Annotated in this window: 5 protein-coding genes and 1 pseudogene; 4 read left to right on the top strand and 2 right to left on the bottom strand. The window is 66.6% G+C overall.

The window, feature by feature from the left end; all coding sequences use genetic code 11:
• Positions 1 to 135: 135 nt before the first annotated feature.
• The 4 genes from ACE3S9_RS16275 (at position 136) to argC (ending at position 2,745) form a co-directional block, all read left to right on the top strand.
• Positions 136 to 588 (top strand): PaaI family thioesterase, encoded by a 453-nt coding sequence (locus ACE3S9_RS16275; protein WP_374547526.1) that lies wholly within the window; start codon positions 136 to 138, stop codon positions 586 to 588.
• Positions 589 to 767: 179 nt separating this feature from the next.
• On the top strand, positions 768 to 1,238 hold the full coding sequence (rplM, locus tag ACE3S9_RS16270; RefSeq protein WP_374547525.1) for a 50S ribosomal protein L13: 471 nt from the start codon (positions 768 to 770) through the stop codon (positions 1,236 to 1,238).
• Positions 1,239 to 1,240: 2 nt separating this feature from the next.
• Positions 1,241 to 1,720, top strand: coding sequence for a 30S ribosomal protein S9 (rpsI, locus tag ACE3S9_RS16265; protein WP_374547524.1), 480 nt, complete (start codon positions 1,241 to 1,243; stop codon positions 1,718 to 1,720).
• Positions 1,721 to 1,821: 101 nt separating this feature from the next.
• Positions 1,822 to 2,745, top strand: a complete 924-nt coding sequence (gene argC, locus ACE3S9_RS16260) for an N-acetyl-gamma-glutamyl-phosphate reductase (protein ID WP_374547523.1) — start codon at positions 1,822 to 1,824, stop codon at positions 2,743 to 2,745.
• Positions 2,746 to 2,779: 34 nt separating this feature from the next.
• On the opposite strand, the gene ACE3S9_RS16255 is transcribed toward argC, so the two are convergent.
• The gene (locus tag ACE3S9_RS16255) at positions 2,780 to 3,361 is read right to left on the bottom strand and encodes a hypothetical protein (protein ID WP_374547522.1); all 582 of its coding nucleotides are present in this window, start codon (positions 3,359 to 3,361) and stop codon (positions 2,780 to 2,782) included.
• A 224-nt stretch (positions 3,362 to 3,585) separates the two neighbouring features.
• A pseudogene (locus tag ACE3S9_RS16250) lies at positions 3,586 to 3,893 on the bottom strand (class I poly(R)-hydroxyalkanoic acid synthase); the annotation flags it as partial.

The raw sequence follows: 3,893 nt of genomic DNA, 5'->3' as shown, positions 1-3,893 counted from the left end.
CCGCATAACTGTCTGAAAGACATGGAAAATAATCCATCGTTCCCGCCGGTGGAGCGGCGTCGCAGGCGGTCATGGAAACGCCCGGCGTTTTGCGCAATCCTGGCCGTCTTTCTTCCCTGACCGTGAGTCGCCGCAATGACGAAATCGGCTTTGCCTCAGCCCATCATGACCGTCGACGAGATCGAAAAGCTGCTCGACGAGGTCTTCCCGCAATTGCACCATGGCGGCCGCACCGTCATGGTCGAGGCGGTCGGGTCGATGACCGCGCGGCTGCGCCTGATCGCCCATGAGCGCCATTTACGTCCGGGCGGCACCGTGTCCGGCCCCGCCATGTTCACCTTGGCCGATGTCGGTATCTGGGTGGCGATCCTCGCCCATATGGGTCCGGGCACGCTTGGGGCGGTGACCAGCAATTTGAACATCAATTTCCTGCTGCGGCCGCCGCATGGCGACGTGATCGTCGAATGCCGCCTGCTCAAGCTCGGCAAGAGGCTGGCGGTGGGCGAGGCGACCCTGTTCGCCGACGGCTCCGCCGAGCCGGTGGCCCATGCGGTGGGAACCTATGCGATCCCGGCTGCGAAAAAATAAGGTATCAATATACCTATACCGCAAAATGCCTGCAAAACCGGGCGAAATCGCGTGAAAAGGCGATTGACAATGCGGAAGGTCGCCCGTAAAAGCCCGCATCTTCCCGCCGGGGCGCGCCGTTCCGGGACTGCACATGTCCGGGACGGAAACGCGCTCCGCGCTTTATTGGAAAAGAGACAATGTACGGCAAGACCTATTCGGCAAAGGCCGCCGAGATCGAGAAGAAATGGGTGTTGATCGACGCCAAGGGACTGGTCGTCGGCCGCCTCGCCTCGCTCATCGCGCTGCGCCTGCGCGGCAAGCACAAGGCCACCTTCACGCCCCATATGGATGACGGCGACAACATCATCGTCGTCAACGCCGACAAGGTGGTCTTCACCGGCCGCAAGCGCGACCAGAAGGTCTATCACCACCACACCGGCTTCCCGGGCGGCATCAAGGAGCGTTCCGCCAAGTTCATCCTGGAAGGCCGTTTCCCGGAGCGCGTCCTGGAGAAGGCCGTGCAGCGCATGCTGCCGCGCGGCCCGCTCGGCGTGAAGCAGCTCGGCAATCTTCGCGTCTACAAGGGCGCCGAACATCCCCATGCGGCGCAGAACCCGAGCGTTCTCGACATCGCCGCCCTGAACTCCAAGAATACGCGGAAAGACTGACCATGGCCGAGACCCTTTCCTCCCTGCAGGACCTCAAAGGCGCGAACGCCGCTCCGGCGCCGGAAGCCCCGGTTCACGTCCAGAAGCTCGACAAGCTCGGCCGCGCCTACGCCACCGGCAAGCGCAAGAACGCCGTCGCCCGCGTCTGGGTCAAGCCCGGCACCGGCAAGGTCACTGTCAACGGCCGCGAGCTGGACACCTATTTCGCCCGTCCGGTGCTGCGCATGATCGTGCAGCAGCCGCTCGGCGTCGCCCAGCGCGAGAACCAGTTTGACGTGATGGTCACGGTGGCCGGCGGCGGTCTGTCCGGCCAGGCCGGCGCGGTGCGCCACGGCCTGTCCAAGGCCCTGACCTATTACGAGCCCGGCCTGCGTTCGGCGCTGAAGAAGGAAGGCTTCCTCACCCGCGACTCGCGCGTGGTGGAGCGCAAGAAATACGGCAAGCGCAAGGCCCGCCGCAGCTTCCAGTTCTCGAAGCGCTGATCTTTACGATCCTTTCGCGGAACGGCGGGCCAAAAGCCCGCCGTTTTGTTTTGTCCGTCATCATTTTGCGCTAAACCGCTCCATCCGCCACGGAGACCAACATGACCGACGCGCCCAGAAAAATCTTCATCGACGGCGAAGCTGGCACCACCGGCCTGCAGATCCGCGAAAAGCTGGCCGGGCGCGCGGATGTGACGATCGTCTCGATCGACCCCGACAAGCGCAAGGACGCCGGCGCCAAGGCCGATATCCTGCGCGCGGTCGATCTGACCATCCTTTGCCTGCCGGACGGCGCCGCCAAGGAGAGCGTGGCTTTGGTCGATTCGCTCGGCGCCGAAGGCCCGCGCGTGCTCGACGCCTCCACCGCGCATCGGGTCGCGCCGGGTTGGACCTATGGCTTCCCGGAACTCGCCCCCGGCCAGGCGGAGGAGATCGCCAAGGCGCGCCGAGTCGCCAATCCGGGCTGCTACGCCACCGGCGCCATCGCCATCCTGCGTCCGCTGGTCGACGCCGGGCTGATCGACGCCGGCCATGTGATCGCGATCAACGCCGTCTCCGGCTATTCGGGCGGCGGCAAGCAGATGATCGAGGATTACGAGGCGGGCCGCGCGCCGGCCTTCGAGCTTTACGCGCTGGGGCTGGAGCACAAGCATATTCCCGAAATCATGGCTTTTGGCCGTTTGCGCGCGCGGCCGGTGTTCGTCCCGTCGGTCGGCAATTTCCGCCAGGGCATGCTGGTCAGCCTGCCGCTGTCGCTCGACGATCTGCCGGGCCATCCCCATGCCGGCGATCTCGAAGCCGTGCTGGCCGACCATTATGCGGGCAAGATTCACGTTCGCGTCGTCGCGGCCGAAGAGAACGGCAAGCTGGAGCCCGAGGCGCTCAACGGGACCAATGACCTCGAAATCCGCGTCTTCGCAAATGAGGCGCGCCGGCAGGCGGCGATCGTGGCGCGGCTGGACAATCTCGGCAAGGGCGCCTCTGGCGCCGCCGTGCAAAATCTGGGCTTGATGCTCGGGCTGTAACGAAAAGCCCCCGGCGACGCCGGGGGCTGTCCGCTCAATCCACCGAAGCCGAGCCCCGGACGATGATCGTCTGGCGCGGGCGCAGATAGGTCTGGCGCACGGCGCGGTTGCCCCTGATCGTGATGATCTTGGCCGGCGCCCAGTCCGGCGGCGGCACATTATAGCTCACGCCATAGCCGGTCGGCGTATAGCTGGCGTCGCCATAGCCGAGCGGATAAGGCGGATAGGCCGGGGTGTCGACCGGGTAGGGCGTGGCGTACGCCACATTGGCGCCCGACCAGAAGCCCCCCGCGCCATAGGCGTAGGGCGGGGCGAACCAGGGGCGGCGATAATAGCCGTAGCGGCTATAGGGGCCGTAGAAGCCCGGACGCGGACCGAAATAGCCCGGACGGAATCCCGGAGCGAACGGCGGCCGCGCGCCGGCCACGAAGCCGGGGCGGGCGACGACGCCAGGGCGAGGGCCCATTTGCGGCCCCATGCCCGGGCGCACCATGCGGACGCCGCCATGGCCGGCAAAGCCGGGGGCGCCGAAATGGCCGCCGGCGGTCGCCGGCGCCGCGGCGAGGACCAGAGCGGCCGCGCCGGTCAGACCGCAAATCCTGATGAACTGACCCATAATCGCACTCCTGTCCCGAAAGGAGACCACTCGCCGGCGCCGCAGGGTCCCGGAGCGGTTCGTTTCGGGATCGGACGGGGCGTCTCGCCTCGAAGGGGCAAGAAGGGCGCCGGGTCGTCTTTCCCTGACAATGCCGCGCGCGGCGCGAAGTTCCGGGCGGGCGGAACGGCGCGACCGGAGGAAACGAAAACCCCGGACGCGCTGGCGCCGCCGGGGTCTTGGGATCAGGATTTCACCCGGACATATTCGCCGGGGGCGTCGCCGAGCACGGGGACCTTGCCGCCGCCCGGCTCGCGCGCCGGAACCTTTTCCGGCGCCTGGGCGGTGACCCACTGGACCCAATCCGGCCACCACGAGCCGGCATGTTCCTCGGCCTTGGCGACCCAGTCCTCGTAGGTTCCGGACGGGCGCTCGCCGGTCCAATATTGATATTTCGGCTTGGGGCCGGGCGGGTTGATGACCCCGGCGATATGGCCGGAGCCGCCGAGCACATAGCGCATCTCGCCGCCGAACAGCTTGGCTCCGTTGAAGA

The sequence above is a fragment of the Rhodoblastus sp. genome, from assembly GCF_041915505.1.
In the GTDB taxonomy this organism is placed as follows: domain Bacteria; phylum Pseudomonadota; class Alphaproteobacteria; order Rhizobiales; family Beijerinckiaceae; genus Rhodoblastus.
The sequence above is the reverse complement of the archived record's forward strand: the minus strand, read 5'-3'. Positions and strand labels throughout refer to the sequence as shown.